Consider the following 25,471-nt stretch of genomic DNA (forward strand, 5'->3'; position numbering starts at 1 on the left):
CTGTCGGCGCCGGGTGTCCGCTCAGGCGGTCTTGCCGATCAGGTCGGCCGGGAACGCGCCCGCTGCGAGGGCGGCGCCCATGAATCCGCCCGCCAGCTCCGTGAGCCGGGCCACGCCCGCCTCGCCCAGGTGCGCGTACGGCTCGCGGTCGAGCCGGTCGGTCTGCGCCTCCAGATCGTGGCGCAGCGCCACCCCGCTCTCGGTCAACTCGCCCTGTGAGTCGAGCACCTTGCGCTCCCGCAGCCGGTCGGCGGCCGCGTCGAACTCCTCGCGGGTCCAGCCGCGCGTGGCGAGCAGCCACTTCGGGGCCATGCCCTTACCGGTCGCGACATGGCTCACCAGTGCCTCGACGGGATCGAGGCCGGCGGCGAGCAGCGCGGCCAGATGCCCGTCGCCGCGGTGCTCACGCAGCAGCGTGGTGGCGTGCCAGTACGCGAGGTGCGGCTCCTCGGGCACCGGCAGGTCGGCGTGGGCGGCGTACAGCGGCCGGGCGTGGCGGGTGCAGGCCTCCGTGGCCCGCAGCGCGAGAGTGGCGGCCTCGGCCATCTCCGGGGAGGTCACGATCTCGTCGCCCAGGAGCCTGCGCAGCGTCGAGTCGACGGCACGCGCGCGTGCCGCGAGGACCGTCTCCGGGGAGGCCGTCTCCCACACGGCGGGCACGTGTTCGGCGACGAGCTCGTGCTTGAAGTTGTAGAACGTCGCCGTCACGGTCCCGGCGCCGACGGCCCCCATCGCCGCCGCGCGGGCCGCGAAGTACGCCCCGCTGCGGTGGGTGATCCCGATGGCGCCCAGCTCCTTGCCCAGGTCGGGCGAGAAGTAGTGCATCGAGTGGAACGGGTTGACCATGTTGTGGCAGCGGCGGGCGGCGCGGGGGTCCGGAGAGGTCGTCATGCGAGTACGTTACCGACTGGTTGGTACGGGTGGAACGCGCGGGTCGCGGGCCATTCGCCGAACCGCTCCCACCACGTCAGGCGCCCGATGGCAGGAATGGTGGGGTACTCGTCATTGCGGCCGTCGTGCTGTGCCCGAAGACTGGCCGCATGGCCGCCCGCACCGTGCTCATCCTGCTGTTCGACGAGGTCCAGAGCCTGGACGTGACCGGCCCGGCAGAGGTCTTCGCCGGCGCCGCGCTCTGCCAGGGCACGCGCCCCGGGGACGCGTACCGCATCCGCACCGCCTCCCTCGACGGCGGGCCGGTCCGCACGTCCTGCGGGCTCACGCTCGTCCCCGACCACGCACTCGCCGACGCGCCCGCCCCGCACACGCTCCTCGTCCCCGGCGGCCGTGGCTCGCGCCGCGCGGATCCGCGCCTGACCGCCTGGCTGCGGGAGCACGGCCCGCGTGCACCGCGACTGGTCTCCGTCTGTACGGGCGCCATCCTGCTGGCGGCGGCGGGCCTGCTCGACGGCCGCCGGGTGACCACCCACTGGGCGTACTGCGACCGGCTCGCCCGTGACCACCCCGCCGTCGAGGTCGACCCCGACCCCATCTACGTACGCGACGGGAACGTGGCGACCTCGGCCGGTGTCACCGCGGGCATCGACCTCGCCCTCGCCCTCGTCGAGGAGGACCACGGCCGCGAGACCGCCCTGGCCATCGCCCGGCACCTCGTCGTGTTCCTGCGTCGCCCGGGAAACCAGGCCCAGTTCAGCGCCCAGCTCTCCGCCCAGACCGCGCGACGCGAGCCGCTGCGCGAGGTCCAGCACTGGATCACCGAGCACCCGGACGACGACCTGTCGGTCGAGTCGCTCGCCTCCCGCGCCCGCCTCTCGCCGCGCCACTTCGCCCGCGCCTTCCACGCGGAGACCGGCATGACCCCGGGCCGGTACGTCGACCGCGTCCGTCTGGAACAGGCGCGGCGCCTCCTGGAGGACACCACCGACGGCGTCGAGGGCATCTCCCGCACCTGTGGGTACGGCACGCCGGAGGCGATGCGCCGCGCGTTCGTCAAGGCGCTCGGCGCGCCCCCGGCGGAGTACCGGCGCCGCTTCCACTCACCCCAGGTCCAGGTCCGCTCACGATCAGGGACGACTCCGCGCACAACCTGACACACCCCGACCGAAAGGCACCCGATGAAGATCGCCATCGTCCTCTTCGACCGCTTCACCGCGCTCGACGCCGTCGGCCCCTACGAGACGCTCGGGAGGATCCCCGACGCGGAACTGACCTTCGTCGCCGAGCGGACCGGACCCGTGCGCAGCGACACCGGCCGGCTCGCCATCACCGCCGACAGGGCGCTGTCGGAGCTGACCGACCCGGACATCGTCGTCGTCCCCGGAGGACCGGGCCAGACCCGGCAGATGGAGAACGAGGTGCTGCTCGACTGGCTGCGCGCCGCCGACGCCACCAGCACCTGGACGACCTCCGTGTGCACGGGTTCCCTGCTCCTCGCCGCGGCCGGTCTGCTCGACGGCCGGCGCGCGACGTCGCACTGGCTGGCGCTCGACGCCCTGAAGGAGTTCGGCGCCGAGCCGACGGGCGAACGGGTCGTCGTCGACGGCAAGTACGTCACCGCCGCCGGGGTCTCCTCCGGCATCGACATGGGCCTGGCCCTCGTCGGCGCGATCGCGGGCGACGAGGCCGCGCAAACCGTCCAGCTGTTCACCGAGTACGACCCGCAGCCGCCCTACGACGCGGGCTCGCCCGAGAAGGCGCCCGCGCACCTCGTCGAGAAGGCCCGCGCGGAGAGCCGCTTCACCCGCCCGTAGCCCCGGAGAGCCGCTGCACCCTGAAGTGGTCCAGGAGGGCCGGGTCGCCCTGACGTGGTCCAGGAGTGCCGAGCCCACGTCACGTGGTCCAGAAGAACCGGGTCATCCTGACGTGGTCCAGGTGAAGTGCGGCTTCCTGCGCTCCAGGAACGCGGCGACGCCCTCGGCGGTGTCGCCGCTCCCGTGCGCCTGCTCGGCCCAGTGCGCGGCCCGCTCCATGCGCCCGTCGGCGAACTCCTTCGCCGCGGCCTGCGTCAGCTGCGAGCGCTCACCGAGGATCCGCGCGAACTCGGCGACGCGCTTGTCCAGCTCGTCCCCGGCGAGCACCTCGTCCACGAGACCGGTCCGCAGAGCACGCTCCGTACCGATCAACTCGCCCGAGAACAAGAGGTACTTGGCCGTCGCGGGACCCACCAGGGAGGCGAGGCGGTGCGTCGAGCCCGCCGGGTACACGATCCCCAGCTTCGACGGGGTGACCCCGAACAGCGCGTCCTCGGCCGCGAACCGCAGGTCGCAGGCCGCCGCCAGCTGGCACCCGCCGCCCACGCAGTACCCGCGCACCGCGGCCAGCGTCGGCTTGGCGAAGGCCGCGAGCGCCTCCTCGGCCGCGACCGCGAGCTCCTGCGCCCGCGACCCCGAGCCGCCGAGCGTGGAGATGTCGGCGCCCGCGCAGAACGTCCCGCCGGCCCCGGTCAGCACCAGCACCCGCACCGCCGGATCAGCCTCCAGCCGGGCGAGCAGCGGCGGGAGCGAGCGCCACATGCCGTCCGTCATGGCGTTCCGTTTGGCGGTGTGGTCGATGACGACGGTGGCGATGCCGTCGGTGACCGTGTGCGTGAGCTGCGGCGATGTGTGCGACATGCGCCGGATGCTATCCGCAGGCCTCGAACGTACGATCAAGAAGGGGCGACCGGCGAGGAGGCGTCATGGCACGGTCTCACCACAAAGACGCACGCTCCCACCACGAAGAGCCCGACCCGGCGGCCGATCCGAAGAAGCTGCGACGCGGATTCGGCTGGATCGCGGGACTCGGCGGCGTCCTCGTGATCGCGGGGCTCGTGGGTCTCGTCTACACCGGCGTGGCCACGCTGACGTCCATGATCCTCTTCGGCTGGCTGCTGCTCATCGGCGGGATCATCGGCCTCCTGCACGCGATCCAGTCGAGAGGCACCAACTTCTTCTGGCTGGGTGTCGTCGTCGCCGCGCTCAACCTCGCCGCGGGCGTCGTGGTGATCCGCCACCCGCACGGCTCGGCCGAGGCGCTCACGATGTTCGCGGCGCTGCTGTTCCTGACCGGCGGCGTCTTCCGGCTGGTCGGCGGGATCGTGGTGCGCGGACCCCACTTCGGCTGGACGCTCGTACAGGGCGCCTTCGGCATCCTGCTCGGCGTCCTCGTGCTGGGCAACTGGCCGAGCAGCAGCCGCTACGTGATCGGCTGCTTCTTCTCGCTCGCGCTCCTCTTCGACGGCCTGGGGCTGCTCGCCACCGGCCTCGGCGGGCGCCGTGTCGTGGGGCTCATGACGGCCGATGACGAGTCCAAACACGTACAACCTGAATAGCCATGGAAGAGGGAACTAGAGCGGCAGGATCAGTCGCACACCTGACGCTGTCATACGCCAACGGTCAAAATGCGTCGATACTCGCTGACTTCTGGTCAGTCATGCGGTATGGACCAGTGGATTCCCAACACTCGATGCGTGGTGACAATCGAGCGCAAGGGCGGCGACCGGACGATGAGCGACCAGGGGTGGGGGTCCCGCCCGCGTCCTCAAGACACTGGGGAAGTGCCCCCCGACCAGCCGGCGGGAAGTCCGCTGCCGTACGAGGGGGTCTGGCGCTTCACGGCGCAGGCCGTCGACGCTTCCGTGCCGCAGGCCCGGCACGCCGTCCGTGACCTGCTGATCCGTCAGGGCGTACCCGCTTCCGACGACCTCGTTCAGGGGCTGCTGCTCATCGTCTCCGAGCTGGTCACCAACGCCGTGCGGCATGCGGCCCTGCTCTCACCCGTCCTCGCGGTGGAGGTCGCCGTCGGTGCCGAGTGGGTGCGCGTCTCCGTCGAGGACGAGCACCCCTACCGCCCGACCGCCCTGGAGGCCACCGACGGGCAGACGGGCGGGCGCGGCCTCCTCCTCGTGCGTGAGGTCACCCGCGAGGCGGGCGGGGTGTGCGACGTCGAGCACACGGCGAGCGGGGGCAAGGTGATCTGGGCCGCCCTGCCCCTCAAGCCCTTCGGCGCCTGAGCGGCCCTCTCACCAGCCGGCGGACGGCCCCGTCAGCTCCCGGATCGCCGGCCGCGCCGCGTCGAGCACGGTCATGAACCACGCGGAGAACGGCCCCTGAGCGTGCCGCACGGCCAGCTCCTCGGCCGTCACGAACACGGTCTCGCCCACCTCGGAGGGGTCCGGCCGCAGCGGCGCCTGGACCATCCCCACGAACAGGTGGTTGAACTCCTGCTCCACGAGGCCCGAGTCCGGGTCCGGGTGGTTGTAGCGCACCGTCCCCGCCTCCGCGAGCAGTGAGGGCGAGACCCCCAGCTCCTCGAACGTCCTGCGGGCGGCCGCGGCGAACGGCGCCTCACCCGGATACGGGTGCCCGCAGCATGTGTTCGACCACACGCCGGGGGAGTGGTACTTGCCGAGCGCGCGCTGCTGGAGCAGCAGCCGGCCCTGTTCGTCGAAGAGGAACACGGAGAACGCTCTGTGCAGCTTTCCGGGCGCCTGATGCGCGGAGAGCTTCTCCGCCGTGCCGATCGTCCTGCCGTCCTCGTCCACGAGTTCCAGCAAGATCGCTTCTCCGGTGCCGTTCGACGAACTGTTCGCCGCGGTGGCAGGTGTGGTCGGCATACCCATCCTTCGCTTCGGTCCTCGAGCCCCAAGTCTGCCGTACCGGGCAGACTGTCCCGGCACTTGGCAGCGCCCGCATGTCCCGCCCGGGGAGCCGGGCGGGACATGCACAGGGTCAGACGCCGAAAGCGGCCGGGTAGGTGATCGTGCCCTGCGGCACCTGCCAGGAACCGTCCGGCGCGCCCATGACGAGCGCCGTCATCGCCTCGTCCGGCACCTCGAACCCGGGCCGGATGCCGTACCCGGAAGCCGGGGTGAAGCCGAATTTCGGGTAGTACGCCGGGTGCCCCAGCACGAGGACGAGCCGTTCCCCACGCGCGCGTGCAGCGTCGAGCACCGCGCGGACGACGGCCGATCCGGCGCCCGCGCGCTGGTATCGCGGCAGGACCGCTACGGGTGCCAGGGCCGCCGCAGGCGCCCCGCCGACCAGGCAGCGGGTGATCAGCGCGTACGCAGCCACGGTGCCGTCCGGCGCCTCGGCGACGTACGACAGGCCCGGCAGCCACGCGCCGGTGTCCGCCCGCAGGGCGTCCACCAGGTCGGCCTCCGCCTCGGTCGGGAAGGCGGTGGCGTTCACGGCACGTACGGCCGTGACGTCGGCGGCCGACTCCGGCCGTGTGGGCCAGGACTCCGCGGGGCGCAGCGCATAGCCGGTGTAGCCGTAGTCCTCGCCGTGGTCGCGCCGCATCGCCAGCTCGGCGCGCGCGCCCGCGAGAGCCTCGGCCATGCCCGGTGCCTGCGGGTCCGCGGCGTCGGCGCGCTGCGCGAGCGGGCCGTAGTACTCCTCCCAGTCGGACTCGGGCTGCCGGTGGACGCCGAGCACGGAGTACCCGGCGCCGGTGCACGCCCGGACGTTCTCCTCGGTCGTCCGCAGCGCGTAGTGCGGCTCCCAGAAGGCGCGCGCCTCGGGGGACGGGTCGGCGGCGGTCCACTCGCACTCGGTGAGCACGAGCGAGCCGCCCGGAGCGAGCAGCCGCTTCCACCGCCGCAGCGCGGTGTCGAAGCCGATGCTGTACGCCGAGCTCTCGGCCCAGATCAGATCGAACGAACCATCCTGATAGGGGAGTTCTCCCATGTCGGCGTTGACGGGGTGGATCCGGTCGGCGAGGCCGCGCGCCTGCGCGGCGGCTCGCAGCTCGTCGAGGAACGGCTCGTGGAGGTCGACCGCGGTGACCTCGCCGCCGGTCTCGGCGGCCAGGAGCAGCGCGGAGCGGCCGGGGCCGCAGCCCAGATCGAGCACGCGGGGGCGTTCGGGCAACGGCCCCACGAAGGAGAGGAGCCGCGAAGTGGTGGGGTCGGAGCCGGGGCCCTGCCGGGGAAGTCCGTGGTGCAGGGCGAAAAAGGCGTCACGTACGGCGTTGTCGGTCAACGGTCTGAACCCTTGGGTGAGAGGGCCTCGCCGACGCGCACTCCTGCTGGGCAAGAGGGAAGGGTCAGGCGTGGGCCCGGAAGATGGGGATGCACCTGTCGCTGCGCAGGGCAGCGCTCACCGCGACGACGGTCATCAACCCACCTCCTCAAGATCCATGGCCAACGTAGCACGCAGCGTCGTCGGCGCGGGAGAGCGGGAACTCAGTGGCAGAGCTTCGCCTCGTGCTCCGCGTGACCCACCGGCTCCAGCTGGAACGTGCAGTGCTCGACGTCGAAGTGGACGCCCAGGCAGCCCTGGAGTTCGTGCAGCATCTTCTCGTGGCCGATGGCGTTGAGGGCCTCCGAGCTCACGACCACGTGCGCGGACAGGACGGGCATGCCCGACGTGATCGTCCAGGCGTGCAGGTCGTGGACGTCCAGGACGCCGGGGAGCCCCGCGATGTGCGCCCGCACCTCCGCCATGTCTACGCCCTTCGGTGCCGCTTCGAGGAGCACGTTCAGTGTCTCCCGCAGCAGCTTCACGGTCCGCGGGACGATCATGATGCCGATGGCGATCGACGCGATCGGGTCGGCGGCCTGCCAGCCGGTGGCCAGGATGACCGTCGCCGAGATGATCACGGCGAGCGAGCCCAGCGCGTCGGCGGCCACTTCGAGGAAGGCGCCGCGCACATTGAGGCTCTCCTTCTGGCCGCGCACCAGGATCGACAGCGAGATCATGTTCGCGACGAGACCGATCACGCCGAAGACGATCGTCAGCCCGCCCTCGGTATCTGCGGGTTCCATGAACCGCTGGATCGCCTCGACCAGCACATAGCCGCCGACGCCGAGCAGCAGCAGGCAGTTGGCGAGCGCGGCCAGGATCTCGGCGCGCGCGAAGCCGAAGGTGCGCTGTTCGCTCGCGGGGCGGTTGGCGAAATGGATGGCCAGGAGCGCCATGCCGAGGCCGAGCGCATCGGTCGCCATGTGGGCGGCGTCCGCGACCAGGGCGAGCGAGTCCGCGAGGACTCCGCCCACGATCTCGACCACCATCACCGTCAGCGTGATGCCGAGCGCGATGCGCAGCCGGCCCAGATGGGCGGCCGAGACCGTGCCCGTGGGCGCGTGGCTGTGCCCGTGATCGTGTCCGGCCCCCATGGAAACCGCCCTCCGTCCGTTCGTCGGCGCGCCCCCGCGGCCGCCCCCGCGATCACAGTGAACTACGGGTAGGGGGTATCCGCAAACACTGCACTGAACACCGTTGTCATGTGCCCTGACCTGCGGAAATGGATGCAGGTCAGGGCGTCGCGGGGATCAGTTGGCGGCGGTCTCGGGGTGCCGGAGGAGCCAGCCCGCCCACGCCGACTCGACCATCTCGCGCACCCCGCGGCTCGTCGCCCAGTTCAGTTCCTTCGCGGCGAGTTCCGCGGAGGCCACCGCACGTGGGGAGTCACCCGCGCGGCGCGGTTCGACGACTGCCGCGCGCGCGTCGCCGCTGACCTCGGAGATCACGTCGACCAGTTCGCGTACGGAGACGCCCTCGCCGGAGCCGATGTTCACCGTCAGGTCGCCCGTCGCGCCCGGCTCGGTGAGCCGGCGGGCGGCCGCGAGATGAGCCTCGGCGAGATCGGCGACGTGCAGATAGTCACGTACGCAGGTGCCGTCCGGCGTCGGGTAGTCGTCGCCGAAGATCCGGGGGGCCTCGTCTCGGCTCAGCCGGTCGAAGACCATCGGGATCACGTTGAAGACGCCGGTGTCCGCGAGTTCGGGGGCTGCGGCGCCCGCCACGTTGAAGTAGCGCAGGCACACGGTCGCCATGCCGTGCGCCCGGCCCACGGCCCGCACCAGCCACTCGCCCGCCAGTTTCGTCTCGCCGTAGGGGCTCATCGGCGCGCAGGGGGTGGACTCCGTGATGAGGTCCACATCCGGGTTGCCGTACACGGCCGCGGACGAGGAGAAGACGAAGCGCCGCACACCGGCCTCGGCGACCGTGTCCAGGAGCACCGCCAGACCGCCCACGTTGTCGCGGTAGTAGGCCTCGGGCCGCTCCACCGACTCGCCGACCTGCTTGCGGGCCGCGAGATGCACCACACCGGTCACCGCGTGCTCCGCGCACACCCGCTTCACCAGCTCGGAGTCCAGGGCCGAGCCCCTGACCAGCACGATGCCGGACGGAAGCCGGTCCGCCACCCCGGTCGAGAGGTCATCGAGGACGACCACGTCCTCCCCGGCACCGGCCATCGCCCGCGCCACATGTGCCCCGATATAGCCCGCTCCGCCTGTGATCAGCCATGTCATGGTCGACAACCCTAGGGCCTTCCGTTTGGATCATGCCGGGCTCGCGGGGGTCTGGCACCGCACCTCGCGGCGTTGTCCCTCCTCCGCCTTGCGATGCACGCCACCAGACCCCGCTCCCTGATCCGGCCTGATCCAGACGAAAGACCCTAGGCCGTGCCCGTAGGTGCCGCTCCGGGCCCTCGCGCGAACGGCAGTTTGTGGGTCGGGGCCTTGATCGACAATGATGACCGGGCGGTCCCGCACACTCAGACCGCTCTTATCGGGCCGTAAACGGGCGGTGAACGTCGGCTTCTCATCATCCGATAGCCTCTGCCGACGAGCCGCCCGGCCGCTCTCGGCCCGAGGCGCCCCCACCACGCCTGTGCCCGCTGGTCCGGCGTGCAGGTAATCCAAGGAGTGAGTTCGTCTGTCGACCGCCATCGTCACCGGTCAGCCGGTACCCGGGTCGTCGCTCGAGGGCGAGCTGCGGGCACTCGGCTTCGACGTGCGGCTCGCCCCGGACGCCGCCCAGGCAGGGACGGCGCTCGCCGCGGTCCCGGCAGGACAGCGGGTCGCGCTCGTCGACGCGGGCTTCGTGGGCCACACCCACGCCCTGCGCCTCGGCCTCACCGACCCCCGCTTCGCCGCCTCGGCCGTCCCCGGCGCCGTTTCCGTACAGCCCGCCGCCCGCGAGGCGCTGACCGGCGCCCTGCGTGAGAGCGCCGAAGCCCCGTCCACGGCGGACGCCGGCACGCGGGCCGGCACCCTGACCGGCGTGCTCGCCGACCGCGTCGCCGAGCGCCTGAGCGCGTCCGGCACCGATGTACACCGGCCCGATCTCGGTGAACTCGTCGCCGCCGTGCCCGCCGACCCGCAAGGCCGCAACGAAGCGCGCCAGGCGGTCGCCGCCGTCGACGACGAGGCGATCCGGTTGCGCACGGCGGTCAAGGCGCGCGACGGCTTCTTCACGACCTACTGCATCAGCCCCTACTCCCGCTACATCGCCCGCTGGTGCGCCCGGCGCGGTCTCACCCCTAACCAGGTGACGACCGCCTCGCTGGTCACCGCGCTGATCGCGGCGGGCTGCGCGGCCACCGGCACGCGCCCCGGCTTCGTCGCCGCGGGGCTGCTGCTCCTCTTCTCCTTCGTCCTCGACTGCACGGACGGGCAGCTCGCCCGTTACTCCCTGCAGTATTCGACGCTCGGCGCCTGGCTCGACGCGACCTTCGACCGGGCCAAGGAGTACGCCTATTACGCGGGCCTCGCGCTCGGCGCGGCGCGCGGCGGTGACGACGTGTGGGCGCTCGCACTCGGTGCGATGGTCCTGCAGACCTGCCGCCATGTCGTGGACTTCTCCTTCAACGAGGCGAACCATGACGCCACGGCGAACACCAGCCCCACCGCGGCCCTCTCGGACAAGCTCGACAGCGTCGGGTGGACGGTCTGGGTGCGCCGGATGATAGTGCTGCCGATCGGCGAACGCTGGGCCCTGATCGCGGTACTCACCGCGCTGACGACGCCCCGCGTCACGTTCATCGTGCTGCTGATCGGCTGCGCCCTCGCGGCGGCGTACACCACGGCCGGCCGCGTCCTGCGCTCGCTGACCCGCCGGGCCACCCGGACGGACCGGGCCGCGCAGGCCCTCGCGGAGCTCTCCGACAGCGGGCCGCTCAGCGAACTCCTCCAGCGCGTGGTGCGCGGTGTGCCTCGTCACACGGCCCCCGCCGTCGCCGCGCTCGGCGCCCTGGTCCTCGTACTCGCCACGGCGATGTCGGACTACGGCAGCTGGTGGCCCGTCCTCGGCGCCGCCGTCTACGCGCTGACCTCCGCCGCGGCCGTCTCGCGCCCTCTCAAGGGCCCCCTCGACTGGCTTGTCCCGCCCGTCTTCCGCGCCGCCGAATACGGCACGATCCTGCTGATCGCAGCGAAAGCGGACGTAAACGGAGCGTTGCCGGCAGCTTTCGGACTGGTGGCCGCAGTCGCCTACCATCACTACGACACGGTGTACCGCATCCGCGGCGGCACCGGCGCGCCCCCGCACTGGCTGGTCCGGGCGATCGGCGGGCACGAGGGCAGGACGCTGGTGGTCACCGTGATCGCCGCACTGCTCACCAACACAGATTTCACGCTCGCGCTCACGGTATGCGCCGTGGCCGTGGCACTGGTGGTGCTCGTCGAGAGCATCCGCTACTGGGTGACCGCCCACAGGCGCGGCGCACCCGCCGTACACGATGAAGGAGAACCCGCATGATCGGCCTCGTGCTGGCTGCCGGCGCCGGACGGCGTCTGCGTCCCTACACCGACACTCTGCCCAAGGCCCTGGTGCCGGTCGGGCCCGAGGGTGACGAGGAGAGCCTCACGGTCCTGGACCTGACCCTCGGCAACTTCGCGGAGATCGGTCTGACCGAGGTCGCGATCATCGTCGGGTACCGCAAGGAAGCCGTCTACGAGCGTCGCGAGGCGCTCGAGCAGAAGTACGGCGTCAAGATCACCCTGATCGACAACGACAAGGCCGAGGAGTGGAACAACGCCTACTCCCTGTGGTGCGGCCGTGACGCGATCAAGCACTCGGTGATCCTCGCCAACGGCGACACCGTGCACCCGGTCTCCGTCGAGAAGACGCTGCTCGCCGCCCGCGGCGACGGCAAGAAGATCATCCTCGCCCTCGACACGGTGAAGTCCCTCGCCGACGAGGAGATGAAGGTCGTCGTCGGTCCCGAGGGCGGGATGACGAAGATCACCAAGCTGATGGACCCGGCCGAGGCGACCGGTGAGTACATCGGCGTCACGCTCATCGAGGGCGAGGCGGCCGACGAGCTCGCCGACGCGCTCAAGACCGTCTTCGAGACGGACCCGCAGCAGTTCTACGAGCACGGTTACCAGGAGCTCGTGAACCGTGGCTTCAGGATCGACGTCGCCCCGATCGGCGAGGTGAAGTGGGTCGAGATCGACAACCACGACGACCTCGCCAAGGGACGTGAGATCGCGTGCCAGTACTGACGAGGCTCATCCCCTCGCCGGTTGTCGTCGACATCCGGGCGGGGGCGATCGACGACCTGGCGACCGTCCTTGCCGACCAGCGGATCTCGTCGTCCACCGGACGCCTGGCCATCGCGATCAGCGGTGGCTCGGGCGCCGTCCTGCGCAAGCGCCTTGAGCCGCAGCTGCCCCGTGCGGAGTGGTTCGAGGTCGGCGGCGGGACGCTGGACGACGCGATCAAGCTCGCCGATGCCATAAAGAAGGGCCGCTACGACGCGGTCGTGGGCCTCGGCGGCGGCAAGATCATCGACTGCGCCAAGTTCGCCGCGGCGCGCGTCGGCCTGCCGCTGGTCGCCGTAGCGACGAACCTGTCGCACGACGGCCTGTGCTCGCCGGTCGCGACGCTCGACAACGACGCGGGACGCGGCTCGTACGGTGTGCCGAACCCGATCGCCGTCGTCATCGACCTCGACATCATCCGTGAGGCCCCGGTCCGCTTCGTGCGCTCCGGCATCGGCGACGCCCTGTCCAACATCTCCGCGATCGCGGACTGGGAGCTCGCCGCCCGCGAGCGCGACGAGGACATCGACGGCCTGGCCGCCGCCATGGCCCGCCAGGCCGGCGAGGCCGTGCTGCGCCACCCCGGCGGCGTGGGGGACGACGCGTTCCTCCAGGTCCTGGCCGAGGGGCTGGTCCTCACCGGTATCGCGATGTCGGTGTCGGGCGACTCCCGTCCGGCCTCCGGCGCCTGCCACGAGATCAACCACGCCTTCGACCTCCTCTTCCCCAAGCGCGCCGCGAGCCACGGCGAGCAGTGCGGCCTGGGCGCGGCCTTCGCGATGTTCCTCCGTGGAGCGCGCGAGGAGTCGCTGTACATGGTCGAGGTCCTGCGCAGGCACGGCCTGCCCGTGACCCCCGAGGAGATCGGCTTCACCGTGGACGAGTTCGTCCAGGTCGTGGAGTTCGCGCCGCAGACCCGTCCGGGCCGGTACACGATCCTCGAGCACCTCAATCTGTCCACCGACCAGATCAGGGACGCCTACGCCGACTATGCAAAAGCCATCGGTAGCTGAGCTGCGCCCGGTCGTCCACCCCCCGGGTGTGAAGGACCGGCGCAGCGGCGAGCACTGGGGCGGCCGGCTCTACATGCGCGAGATCTCGCTGCGCATCGACCGCCACCTCGTGAACACCAAGGTCACGCCTAACCAGCTGACCTACCTGATGACCGTCTGCGGCGTCCTCGCGGCCCCCGCGCTGCTCGTCCCGGGCATCTGGGGAGCCGTCCTCGGCGTCGTCGCGGTCCAGCTGTACCTGCTGCTGGACTGCGTCGACGGCGAGATCGCCCGGTGGCGCAAGCAGTATTCGCTCGCCGGCGTCTGGATGGACCGCGTCGGCGCGTACCTGACCGACGCCGCGGTCCTCGTCGGCTTCGGTCTGCGCGCCGCCGACCTCTGGGGCAGCGGCCGGATCGACTGGCTGTGGGCCTTCCTCGGCACGCTTGCCGCGCTCGGCGCCATCCTGATCAAGGCCGAGACGGACCTGGTCGCCGTGGCCCGCGCGCAGAACGGCCGGGAGCAGGTCAAGGAGTCCGCCTCCGAGATCAAGGCCTCCGGCATGGCGCTCGCCCGCAAGGCGGCGTCCGCGCTGAAGTTCCACCGCCTCATCCTCGGGATCGAGGCGTCGCTGCTGATCCTGGTCCTCGCGATCGTCGACCAGATCCGCGGCGACCTGTTCTTCACGCGCCTGGGTGTGGCGGTCCTGGCCGGCATCGCGCTGCTCCAGACCGTGCTGCACCTGGTGTCCATCCTGGCTTCGAGCAGGCTGAAGTGAGTACGCGGATGAAGGTCGGCGCGGTGATCATCACCATGGGCAACCGCCCCGAGGAGCTGCGCGCCCTCCTCGACTCCGTCGCCAAGCAGGACGGCGACCGGGTCGAGGTGGTCGTGGTCGGCAACGGCTCCCCGGTCCCGGACGTCCCCGCCGGTGTCCGTACCGTCGAACTGCCCGAGAACCTCGGCATCCCGGGCGGCCGCAACGTCGGCATCGAGGCCTTCGGGCCCTCGGGCTCCGACGTTGACGTGCTGCTCTTCCTCGACGACGACGGCCTCCTGCCGCAGACCGACACCGCTCAGCTGTGCCGCGAGGCCTTCGAGGCGGACCGGAAGCTGGGCATCATCAGCTTCCGGATCGCCGACCCGGAGACCGGCGTCACCCAGCGCCGCCACGTCCCGCGCCTGCGCGCCGCCGACCCGATGCGCTCCTCGCGCGTCACCACGTTCCTCGGCGGCGCCAACGCGGTGCGCACCCGCGTGATCGCGGAGGTCGGCGGCCTGCCCGACGAGTTCTTCTACGCCCACGAGGAGACCGACCTCGCCTGGCGTGCCCTCGACGCGGGCTGGATGATCGACTACCGCTCGGACATGGTGCTGAACCACCCGACCACGGCTCCTTCCCGGCACGCGGTCTACCACCGCATGGTCGCCAGGAACCGGGTCTGGCTCGCCCGCCGCAATCTGCCCGCGCTCATCGTCCCCGTCTACCTCGGCGTCTGGCTGCTCCTCACGCTCGCCCGCCGCCCCTCCCGACCTGCGCTGAAGGCCTGGTTCGGCGGGTTCAAGGAAGGCTGGACGAGCCCGTGCGGCCCCAGGCGTCCCATGAAGTGGCGTACGGTATGGCGCCTGACCCGACTGGGCCGACCTCCCATCATCTGACAAGCTCGTGTCTGAGAGCATTCGGCCCGTACCCCGGTCCCTGGCTCATGCCTATGCCCGACCGGCTGCGCACTTTGAAGACGAAAGTTTCCACTAGTGAGTGAGACAACGCATGACGGCGGTGTCGCGGTGACCGCGCGACCGTCGCCCGATGAGGGGCTCTCCCCGGCCGACCTGGCCGCCAAGTACGGCCTGACCGTCAGTGGTGCCAGGCCGAGCCTGTTCGAGTACGTCGGCCAGCTGTGGGGGCGGCGTCACTTCATCCTCGCCTTCTCGCAGGCGAAGCTCACCGCCCAGTACAGCCAGGCCAAGCTCGGCCAGCTCTGGCAGGTGGCGACGCCGCTGCTGAACGCGGCCGTGTACTACCTCATCTTCGGCCTCATCCTGCACGCCAGCCGGGGCATGTCGATGGACGTGTACATCCCGTTCCTGGTCACGGGCGTCTTCGTCTTCACCTTCACGCAGAGCTCGGTGATGGCGGGCGTACGGGCGATCTCGGGCAATCTGGGCCTGGTGCGCGCCCTGCACTTCCCAAGGGCCTCGCTGCCGATCTCGTTCGCGCTCCAGCAGCTCCAGCAGCTGCTGTTCTCGATGATCGTCCTGTTCATCGTCGCGGTCGGCTTCGGCAGCTACCCGGGTCTGTCCTGGCTGCTGATCGTCCCGGTGCTCGCGCTCCAGTTCCTCTTCAACACCGGACTCGCGCTGATCATGGCGAGGATGGGCTCGAAGACCCCGGACCTGGCGCAGCTGATGCCGTTCGTGATGCGTACGTGGATGTACGCGTCCGGCGTGATGTTCTCCATCCCGATCATGCTGGCCGACAAGCCCGCGTGGGTCGCAGACCTCCTGCAGTGGAACCCGGCCGCCATCTACATGGACCTGATGCGCTTCGCGCTCATCGACGGATACGGCTCCTCGAACCTGCCGCCGCACGTGTGGGCGGTAGCGGCGGGCTGGTCCGTGCTGGTCGCCGTCGGCGGCTTCGTCTACTTCTGGAAGGCAGAGGAGCGGTACGGCCGTGGCTGACGAAGACATCCTGGGCAAGAACGCAGGCAAGGGACACATCCCGACCGTGATCGCGGACGGGCTGCACATCGTGTACCGCGTCAACGGTGCGAAGACGGGCAAGGGCAGCGCCACCGCGGCGCTGAGCCGCATAGTCAAGCGGGGCGAGGAGCGCGGAGTCCGCAAGGTGCACGCCGTCAAGGGCGTCACCTTCACCGCGTACCGCGGCGAGGCGATCGGCCTGATCGGCTCGAACGGGTCCGGCAAGTCGACCCTGCTGCGCGCCATCGCCGGGCTCCTGCCGGCGGAGAAGGGCAAGGTCTTCACCGACGGCCAGCCCTCGCTCCTCGGTGTGAACGCGGCGCTCATGAACGACCTGACGGGCGAGCGGAACGTCATTCTCGGCGGGCTCGCGATGGGTATGTCCCGCGAGCAGATCCGGGAGCGCTACCAGGAGATCGTCGACTTCTCGGGCATCAACGAGAAGGGCGACTTCATCACGCTCCCGATGCGCACGTACTCCTCCGGCATGGCGGCGCGGCTGCGCTTCTCCATCGCGGCGGCCAAGGACCACGACGTCCTGATGATCGACGAGGCCCTGGCCACGGGTGACCGCAAGTTCCAGAAGCGCTCCGAGGCCCGCATCCGCGAGCTGCGCAAGGAGGCCGGCACGGTCTTCCTCGTCAGCCACAACAACAAGTCGATCCGCGACACCTGCGACCGCGTGCTCTGGCTGGAGCGCGGCGAGCTGCGTATGGACGGACCGACAGGTGAGGTACTCAAGGAGTACGAGAAGTTCACGGGCAAGTAGTCCGGGTGGCCACCAGGCAACCCTCTGCACCCGATTTCGCGTCTCAAGGCCCCGCCGGGATCTCTTCGGCGGGGCCTTGATATGCATGTAGGTGGCAACTGATTCCGTCCAAGACTCCCGCCGAAGATGCCCGCTGAGGTCAAGTGAAGGTCAACTTCCTTGCGTGCAGGGAATCTTGGGGGCGATCGGTGTGTTGTTGTGATCTGCGGGAAACCCCGTCGGAGCCGGGCCGGTTGTACAACGTAAGCTGTACCGGTGCCGATTCGCGGCAAAGGGGCGATAATGCGCGACACCCTGACTCAGGGGTCGGTCTGCCGCGCGTCAGGCTGGGCGGCGTGTCCGAAATGGGATGTTTTGGGTCAGCAGTGTAGAACGGGAGGTGTGACGGCAATGGCTATGGAAACTCTCCAGCTCCACGATGCTTTCGCCGTCCTGGTACCGGGCAGCGCGTGGTGACGGGATCATCGGGAGCGTCCGCCGGGTCCCCGGCCGGGGCGACACTCGACAAGGCCGCCGACGAGAATTTTCCGGTGGCCCCCTTCTTCCTGCCCCGGGACTGGCGCGACGACCTCATGGCCGTCTACGGCTTCGCCCGCCTCGTCGACGACATCGGTGACGGAGACCTCGCTCCCGGCGGCGCCGACGCCCGCCTCCTGGGCGTGTCACCCGAACGGGCTGACGGGGACCGCCTGGCTTTGCTCGACGCCTTCGAGGCAGACCTTCACCGGGTGTTCGAATCTACCCCCCGTCACCCCCTCCTGCGCGCCCTGCAGCCCACCGTGCACCGCCGCGGCCTCACCCCCGAACCCTTCCTCGGCCTCATCGAGGCCAACCGCCAGGACCAGCTGGTCACGCGCTACGAGACGTACGACGACCTGCTGGCTTACTGCGAGCTCTCGGCCAACCCGGTCGGCCGCCTCGTCCTCGCGATCACCGGCACCGCGACCCCCGAGCGCATCCGCCTCTCGGACGCCGTGTGCACCGGACTGCAGATCGTCGAACATCTTCAGGACGTCGGCGAGGACCTGCGGCAGGGCCGCATCTATCTGCCCGCCGAGGACATGAAACAGTTCCACGTCCAGGAGTCCGACCTCGCCGTACCCACGGCGGGCGCATCGGTGCGCGCCCTGGTCGCGTTCGAGGCGGAACGCGCCCTCGGTCTCCTGAATGAAGGCACCCCCCTCGTGGGTAGCGTCCACGGCAGGCTGAAGCTGCTGCTTGCCGGGTTCGTGGCAGGGGGGAAGGCGGCGGTCACCGCGATCGCCGCCGTTTCCTACGACGTACTTCCTGGACCGCCCAAGCCCACCAAGCTCCGGTTGCTGCGTGAGGTGGGAGCGACTCTGCGAGGAGAGGGGTGAGCCGGACCGTGGAGTCAGACCAGCACGTGTCGGCAGCGGTACTCGCCGCATACAGCTACTGCGAGACCGTGACCGGACAACAGGCACGCAACTTCGCCTACGGCATCAGGCTGCTGCCGACGGCCAAGCGGCGCGCCATGTCGGCGGTGTACGCGTTCTCGCGCCGCGTCGACGACATCGGCGACGGCGCGCTGCCGCCGGACGTCAAGGCCGAGCGGCTCGACGACACCCGGGCACTGCTCGCCCGGGTCCGCGACGGCGACGTGGCGGAGGACGACACCGACCCGGTGGGCGTCGCCCTCGCGCATGCCGCGCACCGGTTCCCGATCCCGCTCGGCGGCCTCGACGAACTCATCGACGGGGTCCTGATGGACCTGCGCGGAGAGACGTACGAGACCTGGGACGACCTCAAGGTCTACTGCCGCTGCGTGGCCGGCGCCATCGGCCGGGTCTCCCTCGGCATCTTCGGCACCGAGCCGGGCGCGCGGGGCGCCGAGCGCGCCTCCGAGTACGCGGACACGCTCGGGCTCGCGCTCCAGCTCACGAACATCCTGCGCGACGTGCGGGAGGACGCGGCGGACGGCCGCACCTACCTGCCCGCCGACGACCTCGCCAAGTTCGGCTGCTCGGCGGGCTTCGACGCGCCGACGCCCCCGGTGGGTTCGGACTTCGCGGGCCTCGTGCACTTCGAGGTGCGCCGCGCCCGCGCCCTGTTCGCCGAGGGATACCGGCTGCTTCCGCTGCTCGACCGGCGCAGCGGCGCCTGCGTCGCCGCCATGGCCGGCATCTACCGCCGCCTGCTCGACCGCATCGAGCGCGAGCCCGAGGCCGTCCTGCGCGGCCGCGTCTCGCTCCCCGGGCGCGAGAAGGCCTACGTCGCCGTGCGCGGCCTGTCCGGACTCGACGCCCGCAGCGTCTCCCGGCAGACCCTCAGGAGGCGTGTCTGATGAGTACGCCTGACAGAGCGGTCCGCACCGACGGGAAACGGCGGGCAACCCTCCACGGCGAAGCGGCGTCCATGACTTCAGCGGCCTGCCGTGCGCTTTTCAACCATCGCGCGCACACTGACGGAACGGCCGGAGGGGAGGGCGCATGAGCGACGGGAACATGCGGCCCGACGGGCCGGGCGCGGACACCGGCACCGGACGGCAGAGCGCAGTCGTCGTCGGCGGCGGCCTCGCCGGGACCACGGCCGCACTCGCGCTCGCCGACGCGGGCCTCGACGTCACCCTGCTCGAAGGGCGCCCGAGACTGGGCGGCCTCGCGTTCTCCTTCAAGCGCGGCGACCTCACCGTCGACAACGGCCAGCACGTGTACCTGCGCTGCTGCACCGCCTACCGCTGGTTCCTCGACCGCATCGACGGCACGGCGCTGGCGCCCGTGCAGGAACGTCTCGACGTACCCGTCCTGGATGCCGACAGGAACCGGCTCGGCAGACTGCGCCGCACCGCGCTGCCCGTCCCGCTGCATCTCGCCGCGAGCCTCGCCACGTATCCGCATCTCTCGCTCGCCGAGCGCGCCAACGTGGGGCGCGCCGCGCTGGCCCTCAAGGGGCTCGACCTGGGCGACCCGGCCCTGGACGAACGGGACTTCGGCAGCTGGCTGGCCGAACACGGTCAGTCGGCGCGCGCCATCGAGGCCCTCTGGGACCTGGTGGGCGTCGCCACTCTGAACGCCGTCGCGGGCGAGTCCTCACTCGGGCTCGCCGCCATGGTGTTCAAGACCGGGCTGCTGTCCGAACCGGGCGCGGCCGACATCGGCTGGGCACGCGTCCCCCTCGGTGAACTCCACGACACCCTCGCCCGCAAGGCGCTCGACTCCGCGGGCGTACGCACCGAACTCCGTACACGCGTCGCCTCCATCTCCCGTACCGAGAACGGACGTTGGAGTGTGGAGGTTCCCGGAGAGCGGATCGTGGCGGACACCGTCGTCCTCGCCGTGCCCCAGCGCGAGACGTACGACCTGCTGCCCGACGGCGCGCTCGACGACGCCGAGCGGCTGCTCGCCATCGGGACCGCGCCGATCCTCAACCTGCACGTCGTCTACGACCGCAAGGTCCTCAAGCGGCCCTTCTTCACCACGCTCGGCTCGCCGGTGCAGTGGGTGTTCGACCGCACGGAAGCCTCGGGACTCACCGAGGGGCAGTACCTCGCCGTGTCCCAGTCCGCCGCACAGGACGAGATCGACGAGCCCGTCGCCGTGCTCCGCGAGCGCTACCTGCCCGAGTTCGAGCGGCTGCTGCCCGCCGCCCGGGGCGCGAAGGTACTCGACTTCTTCGTCACCCGGGAGCGCACGGCGACCTTCGCGCCGGCTCCCGGCGTCGGCGCGCTGCGGCCCACGGCCCGCACCAACACCCCCGGCCTGTACCTGGCCGGCGCGTGGACCGCCACCGGGTGGCCCGCGACCATGGAAAGCGCGGTACGCAGCGGTGTCAGCGCCGCCGATGCCGCTCTCGCCGCACTCGACCGCCCACGCGGCCATCTGTTCCGGGAGGCGGCATGAAGCTCGATCTCCAGGGGGCGGACCATCCGGCCCCCGGCGACGCAACAAAAGGAGACCCTGTGCCCGCTGTGCCCTCGGCCGAACCGGCCGCCGACGCGGTGGACGTGACCGCGCTGCTCGAGCGCGGCCGGACCCTGGCCACCCCGGTGCTGCGGGCCGCCGTGGACCGCCTCGCACACCCGATGAACACCGTCGCCGCCTATCACTTCGGCTGGATCGACGCCCAGGGCAACCCCGCCGACGGCGACGGCGGCAAGGCCGTACGGCCCGCGCTCGCCGTCCTGTCCGCCCAGGTCCCGGGTTCGGCACCCGAGGTGGGTGTGCCCGGAGCGGTCGCCGTCGAGCTGGTGCACAACTTCTCGCTCCTGCACGACGACCTGATGGACGGCGACGAACAGCGCCGCCACCGGGACACCGTCTGGAAGGTGCACGGCCCGGCGCAGGCCATCCTCGTCGGCGACGCCCTCTTCGCCCTCGCCAACGAGGTGCTCCTCGAACTCGGCACCGTCGAGGCCGGCCGCGCCACGCGCCGGCTGACCGCCGCCTCGCGCGCCCTCATCGACGGGCAGGCGCAGGACATCAGCTACGAGCACCGCGAGCGGGTCACCGTCGAGGAGTGCCTGGAGATGGAGGGCAACAAGACCGGCGCCCTCCTGGCCTGCGCCTCCTCCATCGGCGCCGTGCTCGGCGGCGCCGACGACCGCACCGCGGACCAGCTGGAGAAGTACGGCTACCACCTCGGCCTCGCCTTCCAGGCCGTCGACGACCTGCTCGGCATCTGGGGCGATCCGGAGGCCACCGGCAAGCAGACCTGGAGCGATCTGCGCCAGCGCAAGAAGTCACTGCCCGTCGTCGCCGCGCTCGCCGCGGGCGGACCCGCTTCCGAGCGGCTCGGTGAACTCCTCGCCGCCGACGCCAAGAGCAGCGACTTCGACACCTTCTCCGAGGAGGAGTTCGCGGCCCGCGCTGCTCTCATCGAGGAAGCCGGCGGCCGCGACTGGACCGCCGAGGAGGCGCGCCGGCAGTACGCCGTCGCCATCGAGGCCCTGGACTCGGTCCAGATGCAGGACCACGTGCGGGCGCAGTTCGTCGCGCTCGCGGACTTCGTCGTCGTACGAAAGAGATGATCACTATCGGCCGCATATGACTCGCAGTCGCCGGCCGGTGTCCATCCAGGGCATCGGCCGACGGCGGACCCAGCAGAGATCGAGCACTGCACGAAGGGGAAGCCATGACAGCGACGACCGACGGAAGCAGCGGAGCGGCAGCTCCCGGCGCGACCTCGGCCACCACTGCCCAATCGACCGACACGAGCCCCGGGGCGGCCGGGACGCACGACGCCGCCACCCGTTCCGTCCAGCGCGCCACTGACTTCCTGCTCGCCCGGCAGGACGCACAGGGCTGGTGGAAGGGCGACCTCGACACGAACGTCACGATGGACGCCGAGGACCTTCTGCTGCGTCAGTTCCTCGGGATCCGGGACGAGGCGACCACCCGCGCCGCCGCGCTCTTCATCCGCGGCGAGCAGCTCGACGAGGGCACCTGGGCCACGTTCCACGGCGGCCCGGGCGAACTCTCCACCACCATCGAGGCGTACGTCGCCCTGCGCCTGGCCGGGGACGCCCCCGACGAGCCGCACATGGCGAAGGCCTCCGCCTGGATCCGGGAGCGCGGCGGCGTCGCCGCGAGCCGCGTCTTCACCCGCATCTGGCTGGCCCTGTTCGGCTGGTGGAAGTGGGACGACCTGCCCGAACTGCCCCCGGAACTCATCTACTTCCCGAAGTGGATGCCGCTCAACATCTACGACTTCGGCTGCTGGGCCCGGCAGACCATCGTGCCGCTCACGGTCGTCTCCGCGAAGCGCCCGGTACGGCCCGCGCCCTTCCCGCTCGACGAGCTGCACACCGACGCGAGGAATCCCAACCCGGCCAAGTGCCTTGCTCCGGTGGCGAGTTGGGACGGAGCGTTCCAGCGGCTCGACAAGGCGATGCATCTGTACCGCAAGGTCGCGCCGCGCAGGCTGCGCAAGGCGGCCATGAACTCGGCCGCCCGCTGGATCATCGAACGCCAGGAGAACGACGGCTGCTGGGGCGGCATCCAGCCCCCGGCGGTGTACTCCGTCATCGCCCTCCACCTGCTCGGATACGACCTCGAACACCCCGTGATGAAGGCGGGGTTGGAGTCCCTCGACCGGTTCGCCGTGTGGCGCGAGGACGGGGCCCGGATGATCGAGGCCTGCCAGTCTCCCGTGTGGGACACCTGTCTGGCCGTCATCGCCCTCGCCGACGCCGGCCTGCCCGCCGACCACCCCCGGCTCGTCAAGGCCGCCGAGTGGATGCTCCAGGAGCAGATCGACCGGCCCGGCGACTGGTCCGTCCGCAGGCCCCAACTCGCCTCCGGCGGCTGGGCGTTCGAGTTCCACAACGACAACTACCCCGACATCGACGACACCGCCGAGGTGGTCCTCGCCCTGCGCCGCGTCCGGCACCCGGACACCGCGCGCATGGAGAAGGCCATCCAGCGGGGCGTGCGCTGGAACCTCGGCATGCAGTCGAGGAACGGCGCCTGGGGCGCCTTCGACGTCGACAACACCAGCCCGTTCCCCAACCGCCTGCCGTTCTGCGACTTCGGCGAGGTCATCGACCCCCCGTCCGCGGACGTCACCGGGCACGTGGTGGAGATGCTCGCCGTCGAGGGCATGTCGAACGACCCGCGCACCCGGCGCGGCATCGAGTGGCTGCTCGCCGAACAGGAGCCGAACGGCGCCTGGTTCGGCCGCTGGGGCGTCAACTACGTATACGGGACAGGGTCGGTGCTGCCGGCTCTGACCGCCGCCGGGCTGCCCCCCTCGCACCCCGCGGTCCGCCGCGCCGTCGCCTGGCTCCAATCCGTCCAGAACGACGACGGCGGCTGGGGCGAGGACCTGCGCTCCTACCGCGACGAGAACTGGAAGGGCCACGGAGTGTCCACCGCCTCGCAGACCGGCTGGGCGCTGATGGCGCTCCTGTCGGCGGGGGAGCGGGACTCCAAGGCCGTCGAGCGAGGAGTCGCCTGGCTGACCGAGACGCAGCTCGCGGACGGCACCTGGGACGAGCCGTACTTCACGGGCACCGGCTTCCCGTGGGACTTCTCGATCAACTACCACCTCTACCGCCATGTCTTCCCGCTGACCGCACTGGGCCGGTACGTCCACGGCGAGCCGTTCGCCGACCAGGCGTCCCTGCCGGGCAAGGGGAGCTGATGGCCCGATCACCGGCGGCCCCGCGCCCGCCGGACACCGCCCCGCTGCTGGTCGCCTGCGCGCTCGGCATCGAGCACCTCGCCCTGCGCACAGGAGCCCGCACCGGAGCACCGGCCCCCGTGACCGTGCTGCGTACGGGCATGGGCCCCAAGGCGGCCGAGCGGGCCGTGGCCCGGGTCCTGGAGGACCCCGCCCTGCTCGACGCGGCCGTCGTCGCGACCGGCTTCTGCGCCGGCCTCGCCCCCGGGATGCACCCGGGCGACCTGGTCGTCGCCGAGGAGACCCGCGACCCGTACGGCTCGACGCCGTGCACCGGCACGGAACTCCTCGTCAAGGAGCTGGTCAGGGCGGTACCGGGACGGACCGTGCACACCGGCCCGCTCACCGGCTCCGACCATGTCGTGCGCGGCCACGAGCGCGGCGACCTGCTCGCCACGGGCGCGATCGCCGTGGACATGGAGTCAGCGGCCACGCTGCGCACGGCGGCCGCGCGGGGCCCGCGCCCGGTTGCGGCCGTACGGGTGGTCGTTGACGCTCCAGAACATGAACTCGTCCGTATCAGCACGGTGCGCGGTGGAATATCGGCTTTCCGCGTTCTTCGTGCCGTGCTTCCCGCATTTTTCGAATGGCACCGTTCTTTGCTGCTCCCCCGGAGGTGAGCCAGATGGCCATGCCGCTTCGCCAGTCCATCAAGGTCGCGACGTACCTCATTGAACAGAAGGTTCGCAAGCGCGACAAGTTCCCGCTCATTGTCGAACTGGAGCCGCTGTACGCCTGCAACCTCAAGTGCGAGGGCTGCGGAAAGATTCAGCACCCCGCCGGAGTGCTCAAGCAGCGGATGCCCGTGGCGCAGGCCGTGGGCGCCGTCCTGGAATCCGGCGCGCCGATGGTGTCCATCGCCGGCGGCGAGCCGCTCATGCACCCGCACATCGACGAGATCGTCCGGCAGTTGGTGGCGAAGAAGAAGTACGTCTTCCTCTGCACGAACGCGCTGCTCATGCGCAAGAAGATGGACAAGTTCAAGCCCTCGCCGTACTTCGCCTTCACGGTGCACATCGACGGGATGCGCGAGCGCCACGACGAATCCGTCGCCAAGGAAGGTGTCTTCGACGAGGCGGTGGAGGCGATCAAGGAAGCCAAGAAGCGGGGCTTCCGTGTCACCACGAACTCGACCTTCTTCAACACGGACACCCCGCAGAACATCATCGAGGTCCTGAACTACCTCAATGACGACCTCGAGGTCGACGAGATGATGCTCTCGCCCGCCTACGCCTACGAGAAGGCGCCCGACCAGGAGCACTTCCTGGGCGTCGAGCAGACCCGGGAACTCTTCAAGAAGGCCTTCGCGGGCGGCAACAGGCGCCGCTGGCGCCTCAACCACTCGCCGCTGTTCCTCGACTTCCTCGAGGGCAAGGTCGACTTCCCGTGCACCGCGTGGGCGATCCCGAACTATTCGCTCTTCGGCTGGCAGAAGCCCTGCTACCTGATGGCGGACGGGTACGTGACCACGTACAAGGACCTCATCGAGAAGACCGACTGGGATGCCTACGGGCGCGGCAAGGACGAGCGCTGCAACAACTGCATGGCGCACTGCGGCTACGAGCCGACGGCCGTCCTCGCCACGATGGGATCGCTCAAGGAGTCCATCCGCGCCGCCCGCGAGACCGTCTCCGGGAATCGGGGCTGACC

General features: G+C 70.8%; 25 protein-coding genes. 19 read left to right on the forward strand and 6 right to left on the reverse strand.

The features are described from left to right. Positions 1–21: 21 nt before the first annotated feature. Complete coding sequence (locus ACIPWY_RS02740; protein ID WP_393704397.1) at positions 22–891, reverse strand: SCO6745 family protein; 870 nt, start codon at positions 889–891, stop codon at positions 22–24. A 149-nt stretch (positions 892–1,040) separates the two neighbouring features. Between ACIPWY_RS02740 and ACIPWY_RS02745 the strand changes: the two genes are divergently transcribed. Both ACIPWY_RS02745 and ACIPWY_RS02750 read left to right on the forward strand, forming a co-directional pair. After that, positions 1,041–2,048 carry a GlxA family transcriptional regulator gene (locus ACIPWY_RS02745; protein ID WP_362901863.1) on the forward strand — a complete coding sequence of 336 codons (1,008 nt, stop codon included), beginning with the start codon at positions 1,041–1,043 and terminating at the stop codon, positions 2,046–2,048. 24 nt (positions 2,049–2,072) lie between these two features. After that, entirely contained in the window at positions 2,073–2,708 is a 636-nt protein-coding gene (locus ACIPWY_RS02750; RefSeq protein ID WP_362901865.1) for a DJ-1/PfpI family protein, read from the forward strand. A 102-nt stretch (positions 2,709–2,810) separates the two neighbouring features. On the opposite strand, the gene ACIPWY_RS02755 is transcribed toward ACIPWY_RS02750, so the two are convergent. Beyond that, positions 2,811–3,569: an enoyl-CoA hydratase/isomerase family protein gene (locus ACIPWY_RS02755; RefSeq protein ID WP_362901867.1), complete on the reverse strand. Its 759-nt coding sequence runs from the start codon at positions 3,567–3,569 to the stop codon at positions 2,811–2,813. A gap of 65 nt (positions 3,570–3,634) precedes the next feature. Between ACIPWY_RS02755 and ACIPWY_RS02760 the strand changes: the two genes are divergently transcribed. Continuing rightward, entirely contained in the window at positions 3,635–4,267 is a 633-nt protein-coding gene (locus ACIPWY_RS02760) for an HdeD family acid-resistance protein (protein WP_362901868.1), read from the forward strand. Between the two features lie 174 nt (positions 4,268–4,441). Then, the gene (locus ACIPWY_RS02765) at positions 4,442–4,948 is read left to right on the forward strand and encodes an ATP-binding protein (RefSeq protein ID WP_362902081.1); all 507 of its coding nucleotides are present in this window, start codon (positions 4,442–4,444) and stop codon (positions 4,946–4,948) included. A gap of 9 nt (positions 4,949–4,957) precedes the next feature. On the opposite strand, the gene idi is transcribed toward ACIPWY_RS02765, so the two are convergent. The 4 genes from idi to galE form a co-directional block, all read right to left on the reverse strand. Continuing rightward, positions 4,958–5,551: an isopentenyl-diphosphate Delta-isomerase gene (gene idi / locus ACIPWY_RS02770; protein ID WP_362901869.1), complete on the reverse strand. Its 594-nt coding sequence runs from the start codon at positions 5,549–5,551 to the stop codon at positions 4,958–4,960. A gap of 115 nt (positions 5,552–5,666) precedes the next feature. Next, positions 5,667–6,920: a bifunctional class I SAM-dependent methyltransferase/N-acetyltransferase gene (locus ACIPWY_RS02775; protein ID WP_393704401.1), complete on the reverse strand. Its 1,254-nt coding sequence runs from the start codon at positions 6,918–6,920 to the stop codon at positions 5,667–5,669. A gap of 203 nt (positions 6,921–7,123) precedes the next feature. Continuing rightward, positions 7,124–8,056 (reverse strand): cation diffusion facilitator family transporter, encoded by a 933-nt coding sequence (locus ACIPWY_RS02780; RefSeq protein WP_393704403.1) that lies wholly within the window; start codon positions 8,054–8,056, stop codon positions 7,124–7,126. Positions 8,057–8,212: 156 nt separating this feature from the next. Continuing rightward, complete coding sequence (gene galE, locus ACIPWY_RS02785) at positions 8,213–9,196, reverse strand: UDP-glucose 4-epimerase GalE (RefSeq protein WP_362901873.1); 984 nt, start codon at positions 9,194–9,196, stop codon at positions 8,213–8,215. A 406-nt stretch (positions 9,197–9,602) separates the two neighbouring features. Between galE and ACIPWY_RS02790 the strand changes: the two genes are divergently transcribed. The 15 genes from ACIPWY_RS02790 (at position 9,603) to hpnH (ending at position 25,469) form a co-directional block, all read left to right on the forward strand. Continuing rightward, complete coding sequence (locus tag ACIPWY_RS02790) at positions 9,603–11,426, forward strand: DUF5941 domain-containing protein (RefSeq protein ID WP_362902083.1); 1,824 nt, start codon at positions 9,603–9,605, stop codon at positions 11,424–11,426. Continuing rightward, positions 11,423–12,175 carry a sugar phosphate nucleotidyltransferase gene (locus ACIPWY_RS02795; protein WP_100591690.1) on the forward strand — a complete coding sequence of 251 codons (753 nt, stop codon included), beginning with the start codon at positions 11,423–11,425 and terminating at the stop codon, positions 12,173–12,175. Before ACIPWY_RS02790 ends, ACIPWY_RS02795 begins: the two co-directional genes overlap by 4 nt. After that, entirely contained in the window at positions 12,163–13,227 is a 1,065-nt protein-coding gene (locus ACIPWY_RS02800) for an iron-containing alcohol dehydrogenase family protein (RefSeq protein WP_393704406.1), read from the forward strand. Before ACIPWY_RS02795 ends, ACIPWY_RS02800 begins: the two co-directional genes overlap by 13 nt. Further along, the gene (locus tag ACIPWY_RS02805; RefSeq protein WP_362901874.1) at positions 13,205–13,984 is read left to right on the forward strand and encodes a CDP-alcohol phosphatidyltransferase family protein; all 780 of its coding nucleotides are present in this window, start codon (positions 13,205–13,207) and stop codon (positions 13,982–13,984) included. Before ACIPWY_RS02800 ends, ACIPWY_RS02805 begins: the two co-directional genes overlap by 23 nt. 8 nt (positions 13,985–13,992) lie before the next feature. Then, complete coding sequence (locus tag ACIPWY_RS02810) at positions 13,993–14,865, forward strand: glycosyltransferase (RefSeq protein ID WP_362902085.1); 873 nt, start codon at positions 13,993–13,995, stop codon at positions 14,863–14,865. Positions 14,866–14,961: 96 nt separating this feature from the next. Then, positions 14,962–15,891, forward strand: a complete 930-nt coding sequence (locus ACIPWY_RS02815; protein WP_362901876.1) for an ABC transporter permease — start codon at positions 14,962–14,964, stop codon at positions 15,889–15,891. Continuing rightward, complete coding sequence (locus ACIPWY_RS02820; protein WP_362901878.1) at positions 15,884–16,681, forward strand: ABC transporter ATP-binding protein; 798 nt, start codon at positions 15,884–15,886, stop codon at positions 16,679–16,681. Before ACIPWY_RS02815 ends, ACIPWY_RS02820 begins: the two co-directional genes overlap by 8 nt. Before the next feature lie 452 nt (positions 16,682–17,133). Continuing rightward, the gene (hpnC, locus tag ACIPWY_RS02825) at positions 17,134–18,039 is read left to right on the forward strand and encodes a squalene synthase HpnC (RefSeq protein WP_362902087.1); all 906 of its coding nucleotides are present in this window, start codon (positions 17,134–17,136) and stop codon (positions 18,037–18,039) included. Next, the gene (hpnD, locus tag ACIPWY_RS02830) at positions 18,036–18,986 is read left to right on the forward strand and encodes a presqualene diphosphate synthase HpnD (RefSeq protein WP_362901880.1); all 951 of its coding nucleotides are present in this window, start codon (positions 18,036–18,038) and stop codon (positions 18,984–18,986) included. Before hpnC ends, hpnD begins: the two co-directional genes overlap by 4 nt. Then, on the forward strand, positions 18,986–19,135 hold the full coding sequence (locus tag ACIPWY_RS02835; RefSeq protein WP_362901882.1) for a DUF6380 family protein: 150 nt from the start codon (positions 18,986–18,988) through the stop codon (positions 19,133–19,135). Before hpnD ends, ACIPWY_RS02835 begins: the two co-directional genes overlap by 1 nt. After that, complete coding sequence (gene hpnE, locus ACIPWY_RS02840) at positions 19,132–20,541, forward strand: hydroxysqualene dehydroxylase HpnE (protein WP_393704411.1); 1,410 nt, start codon at positions 19,132–19,134, stop codon at positions 20,539–20,541. Before ACIPWY_RS02835 ends, hpnE begins: the two co-directional genes overlap by 4 nt. Continuing rightward, positions 20,538–21,668 carry a polyprenyl synthetase family protein gene (locus ACIPWY_RS02845; RefSeq protein ID WP_362901886.1) on the forward strand — a complete coding sequence of 377 codons (1,131 nt, stop codon included), beginning with the start codon at positions 20,538–20,540 and terminating at the stop codon, positions 21,666–21,668. Before hpnE ends, ACIPWY_RS02845 begins: the two co-directional genes overlap by 4 nt. 104 nt (positions 21,669–21,772) lie before the next feature. Continuing rightward, positions 21,773–23,782 carry a squalene--hopene cyclase gene (gene shc / locus ACIPWY_RS02850; RefSeq protein WP_362901888.1) on the forward strand — a complete coding sequence of 670 codons (2,010 nt, stop codon included), beginning with the start codon at positions 21,773–21,775 and terminating at the stop codon, positions 23,780–23,782. After that, a complete protein-coding gene (locus tag ACIPWY_RS02855; RefSeq protein WP_362901890.1) occupies positions 23,782–24,441 on the forward strand; it encodes a 1-hydroxy-2-methyl-2-butenyl 4-diphosphate reductase in 660 nt (219 codons plus the stop codon). Before shc ends, ACIPWY_RS02855 begins: the two co-directional genes overlap by 1 nt. 5 nt (positions 24,442–24,446) lie before the next feature. Then, positions 24,447–25,469 carry an adenosyl-hopene transferase HpnH gene (gene hpnH / locus ACIPWY_RS02860; protein ID WP_362901892.1) on the forward strand — a complete coding sequence of 341 codons (1,023 nt, stop codon included), beginning with the start codon at positions 24,447–24,449 and terminating at the stop codon, positions 25,467–25,469. Positions 25,470–25,471: the final 2 nt, after the last annotated feature.

The sequence above is a fragment of the Streptomyces sp. NPDC090032 genome (genome assembly GCF_044748025.1).
Taxonomy (GTDB): domain Bacteria; phylum Actinomycetota; class Actinomycetes; order Streptomycetales; family Streptomycetaceae; genus Streptomyces.

Excerpts from the sequence above, each read along its gene's own strand:
- ACIPWY_RS02805 (WP_362901874.1), top strand. The coding sequence starts at position 13,205 with ATGCAAAAGCCATCGGTAGCTGAGCTGCGCCCGGTCGTCCACCCCCCG.
- ACIPWY_RS02740 (WP_393704397.1), bottom strand. The coding sequence starts at position 891 with ATGACGACCTCTCCGGACCCCCGCGCCGCCCGCCGCTGCCACAACATG.
- ACIPWY_RS02780 (WP_393704403.1), bottom strand. The coding sequence starts at position 8,056 with ATGGGGGCCGGACACGATCACGGGCACAGCCACGCGCCCACGGGCACG.
- ACIPWY_RS02765 (WP_362902081.1), top strand. The coding sequence starts at position 4,442 with ATGAGCGACCAGGGGTGGGGGTCCCGCCCGCGTCCTCAAGACACTGGG.
- ACIPWY_RS02795 (WP_100591690.1), top strand. The coding sequence starts at position 11,423 with ATGATCGGCCTCGTGCTGGCTGCCGGCGCCGGACGGCGTCTGCGTCCC.
- shc (WP_362901888.1), top strand. The coding sequence starts at position 21,773 with ATGACAGCGACGACCGACGGAAGCAGCGGAGCGGCAGCTCCCGGCGCG.
- ACIPWY_RS02835 (WP_362901882.1), top strand. The coding sequence starts at position 18,986 with ATGAGTACGCCTGACAGAGCGGTCCGCACCGACGGGAAACGGCGGGCA.
- ACIPWY_RS02810 (WP_362902085.1), top strand. The coding sequence starts at position 13,993 with ATGAAGGTCGGCGCGGTGATCATCACCATGGGCAACCGCCCCGAGGAG.
- hpnH (WP_362901892.1), top strand. The coding sequence starts at position 24,447 with ATGGCCATGCCGCTTCGCCAGTCCATCAAGGTCGCGACGTACCTCATT.
- ACIPWY_RS02760 (WP_362901868.1), top strand. The coding sequence starts at position 3,635 with ATGGCACGGTCTCACCACAAAGACGCACGCTCCCACCACGAAGAGCCC.
- ACIPWY_RS02750 (WP_362901865.1), top strand. The coding sequence starts at position 2,073 with ATGAAGATCGCCATCGTCCTCTTCGACCGCTTCACCGCGCTCGACGCC.
- galE (WP_362901873.1), bottom strand. The coding sequence starts at position 9,196 with ATGACATGGCTGATCACAGGCGGAGCGGGCTATATCGGGGCACATGTG.
- hpnE (WP_393704411.1), top strand. The coding sequence starts at position 19,132 with ATGAGCGACGGGAACATGCGGCCCGACGGGCCGGGCGCGGACACCGGC.
- idi (WP_362901869.1), bottom strand. The coding sequence starts at position 5,551 with ATGCCGACCACACCTGCCACCGCGGCGAACAGTTCGTCGAACGGCACC.
- ACIPWY_RS02855 (WP_362901890.1), top strand. The coding sequence starts at position 23,782 with ATGGCCCGATCACCGGCGGCCCCGCGCCCGCCGGACACCGCCCCGCTG.
- ACIPWY_RS02755 (WP_362901867.1), bottom strand. The coding sequence starts at position 3,569 with ATGTCGCACACATCGCCGCAGCTCACGCACACGGTCACCGACGGCATC.
- ACIPWY_RS02745 (WP_362901863.1), top strand. The coding sequence starts at position 1,041 with ATGGCCGCCCGCACCGTGCTCATCCTGCTGTTCGACGAGGTCCAGAGC.
- ACIPWY_RS02845 (WP_362901886.1), top strand. The coding sequence starts at position 20,538 with ATGAAGCTCGATCTCCAGGGGGCGGACCATCCGGCCCCCGGCGACGCA.